This is a genomic window from Candidatus Portiera aleyrodidarum, from assembly GCF_902713745.1.
Lineage (GTDB): Bacteria > Pseudomonadota > Gammaproteobacteria > Johnevansiales > Johnevansiaceae > Portiera > Portiera aleyrodidarum_D.
The window spans coordinates 1-3,169 of sequence record NZ_CACTJB010000008.1; the positions used below are offsets into that span (position 1 = coordinate 1).

At 24.8% G+C, this 3,169-nt stretch carries 3 protein-coding genes; all 3 read left to right on the forward strand.

What is annotated here, in order from left to right; genetic code table 11:
• Positions 1-952 precede the first annotated feature (952 nt).
• Genes miaA through H7S46_RS01470 form a run of 3 tightly spaced genes read left to right on the forward strand, consistent with a single transcriptional unit; the run spans position 953 to position 3,097 of the window.
• Positions 953-1,501 carry a tRNA (adenosine(37)-N6)-dimethylallyltransferase MiaA gene (gene miaA / locus H7S46_RS01460; protein ID WP_183043062.1) on the forward strand — a complete coding sequence of 183 codons (549 nt, stop codon included), beginning with the start codon at positions 953-955 and terminating at the stop codon, positions 1,499-1,501.
• Complete coding sequence (locus H7S46_RS01465) at positions 1,498-1,890, forward strand: hypothetical protein (RefSeq protein ID WP_183043063.1); 393 nt, start codon at positions 1,498-1,500, stop codon at positions 1,888-1,890. Before miaA ends, H7S46_RS01465 begins: the two co-directional genes overlap by 4 nt.
• 16 nt (positions 1,891-1,906) lie before the next feature.
• Entirely contained in the window at positions 1,907-3,097 is a 1,191-nt protein-coding gene (locus H7S46_RS01470) for an ATP phosphoribosyltransferase regulatory subunit (RefSeq protein WP_183043064.1), read from the forward strand.
• Positions 3,098-3,169 lie beyond the last annotated feature (72 nt).

The following is a 3,169-nucleotide window of genomic DNA, read 5'->3' on the forward strand; positions in this document are numbered from 1 at the left end:
AGCATCTCAAAGCAAAATAACACAACTGATATTAAAATAACTTAACTTAACCTAACCCTAACCTAAACTAACCTTACCTTACACAAACAATTTAAAACCATACCATTACAACTTAACTTAATACATAACAACTTAATGTAATCCATTACACAACAACTTACAAAGCACACCACAAACAATTTAAAACTAAACCATTACAACATTACATTAATACAACTTAATCCAAAACTTACATAACACATTACAAAACACTTACACTAACTCCCCACAACTTAATACAATACAAAATAACTTACACCACAACACTAAACTAATCCTAAACATATACAACTTAACTAAAGTTAATGTAATATAAGTTAATTTAAAGTCAATACAACTCAAAAGAAAAGAAAAGAAACTCACACTAACTCAAAAATAAAACCCAAACTCAACAACGCCTCAAAGCAAAGCAAAGCAAAGCAACACATAACACCTCATTATATGTAAAAATATTCATAAGATTAAGATCACATCATAGAAACAATAAAACACACTAAGTCAACTCAAAACCATTACAACTCAAAGAAAATTCAAAGCAAAGCAACACTAATACACTTCATCTCATCTCATCTCAAAGAAAAGCAACTCAACAACAACACAAAGTAACTCAATCCAATCCAAAAAATAAAAAAAACAAGTAAAGTATTTTATCTCAAACACAAACAAAATTACCTCACCAATAATCTCTGCATCAGTTCAACAAGTCAAAAGAAAATAAAAGCACAACATACCAAACCAACAAAGAAAGAAGAAAAAATAAATCAGGTCTTAACAATAAAAATAAAAATTGTTGTAGATTGATTTTTACTATGTGTAGTGCAATTTATATGGTATGGACAAAAATAAAAATAAAAATATCTAATAAGACAAGTAGAATAAGAATAGATACATTATTTGTACGTAAAAATATAAAATGAAAAAGCCTAATATAATAATAAATAAACCAATAGCTATTTTTTTAATGGGTACAACTGCATCAGGTAAAACAAAACTAGCTATAAAATTAAAAAAAATATTGAATTGTGAATTAATAAGTGTAGATTCAGCTATGGTTTATAGAAATATGGACATCGGCACAGCAAAACCAAAAAATATATATCATGAATTAATAGATATAATAAATCCTACAGAAAAATATTCAGCTTGGGAATTTCGTAAAGATGCACTAAAAGTAATGACAAAAACTAGTAAGTTAGGAAAAATTCCTATTCTTGTGGGTGGAACGATGTTTTATTTTAAAATTTTGTTAGAAGGTTTAGCAACAATCCCTTTAAAACAATATAAAATAAATAAATATAATAAATATTGTTTGTTTTTTAAAAATAAACTAACCAAAAAAAATAAAATTACAATATATAATAATGATATTTATCGAATTAAAAGATTTTTAGAAGTTTACTTAAACACTGATAAAATAATTAATTATTTTTGGGAAAAAAAAAATAAAGAAAATTTCCCATGAAAGTCATAAAAATTATTGTGGCGCACAATAATAAGGAAAGATTATATAAAAATATGTTAATACGTTTAAATATTATGTTTGAAAATGGTTTTATAACAGAAGTTGAAAGGTTAAAAAATATGAATAATATGTATTTAGAATTACCGGCAATGCGTAGTATAGGTTATCGGCAAACATGGGAATTTATAGATGGAAAATATAATTTTTTTAGGTTAAAAGAGAAAATATTATCAGCTAATAGAAAATTAGCCAAAAAACAAAAAATTTGGTTACGTAAATATAAAGATGCTTTTTGGTTAGATACTTACCATCCTAAAATAAGTGATATGATTGTGTATTTATTAAAAAGCAATCTTACAGAAGATTGGAAAAAAAAATATAATTTTTAGTGTTATAATAAACTATATGAAAACTTATGAAAAAAATTTGTTGCCTGATGGTATAAATGAAATATTACCCCCACAATCAATAAAAATAGAACAGTTAAGAAGAAAATTATTAAATTTATATTATAAACATGGTTATGATTTTATTATGCCTCCCCATATAGAATTTTTAGAAACGTTATTAAATGTGGTTGGTTATGATTTAGAACTTCAAACGGTAAAATTAATTGATATGTTAAGTGGTAAATTAATTGGTTTAAGTGCAGATTCTACACCTCAAATTGCTAGGATAGACTCTAATGTATTAAAAAATAAAGGGCCATATAGAGTGTGTTATTGCACGAATGTGTTTCGTGCTTTTCTTAATGAAAATCAAAATGATTTAGAAAGAACTCCTATACAAATAGGAATAGAATTACTAGGTTATAAAGGCATAGAAGCAGATATTGAAATAATCATTCTTACTATAAAAAGTTTAATATTATCTGGAGCAAAACATATAAATTTATCAGTTGGACATATTGGCATTTATAAAGTGTTAGTCAAAAAATCTAAAATAAAAAAAAAATACTTAAAACCTTTGTTTGAAGCAATAGACAATAAATCATATACTGATGTTGATTATTTAATAGATAAAATAAACGTGGATTTAAAAATAAGGAAAATCTTAAAATTGTTACCTAAATTACATGGTGATTTTAATATTATAATAAAAGCATATAAAAAAATATCATATATTAAAGAAATCAAAGTATTGTTGGACGAATTAAAAGAAATATATAAACTTATAAAACAAAAAGTAAAGAATATTTCTATATATTTTGATTTATCAGATTTAAAAGGCTTTCAATATCATAATGGTTTTATATTTACAGCTTATGTTTCTGGCTATGTTAAACCATTAGCTAAAGGCGGTCGCTATGATATTGGTCAAAAATATGGTAAACCTAGACCATCCTGTGGATGTACTATGGATTTAAATTTACTTACATCCTTAACTGATAAACAACAACAACAAAATATAAAAGAAGGAATATTAGCACCATTTTTAGAAGATAAAAATTTAGATAAAAAAATAAATGATTTAAGATTTTATGGGGAAAAAGTCATACTCGCATTACCAGGACTTTGTTTTAGTGATTCTAATTGTAATAGAAAGCTATGTTTAATAAATAAAGTATGGCAAGTAATTTTAAATAAAATCAACTAATATACCACTCACCTCACTACACATTATGCTTCCGTTATGACATTCAACATCATATCAATTTAACTCCTCTCA

Bases quoted from the DNA above. Each gene is read 5' to 3' on its own strand.
- H7S46_RS01470 (WP_183043064.1), top strand. From the start codon at position 1,907: ATGAAAACTTATGAAAAAAATTTGTTGCCTGATGGTATAAATGAAATA.
- miaA (WP_183043062.1), top strand. From the start codon at position 953: ATGAAAAAGCCTAATATAATAATAAATAAACCAATAGCTATTTTTTTA.
- H7S46_RS01465 (WP_183043063.1), top strand. From the start codon at position 1,498: ATGAAAGTCATAAAAATTATTGTGGCGCACAATAATAAGGAAAGATTA.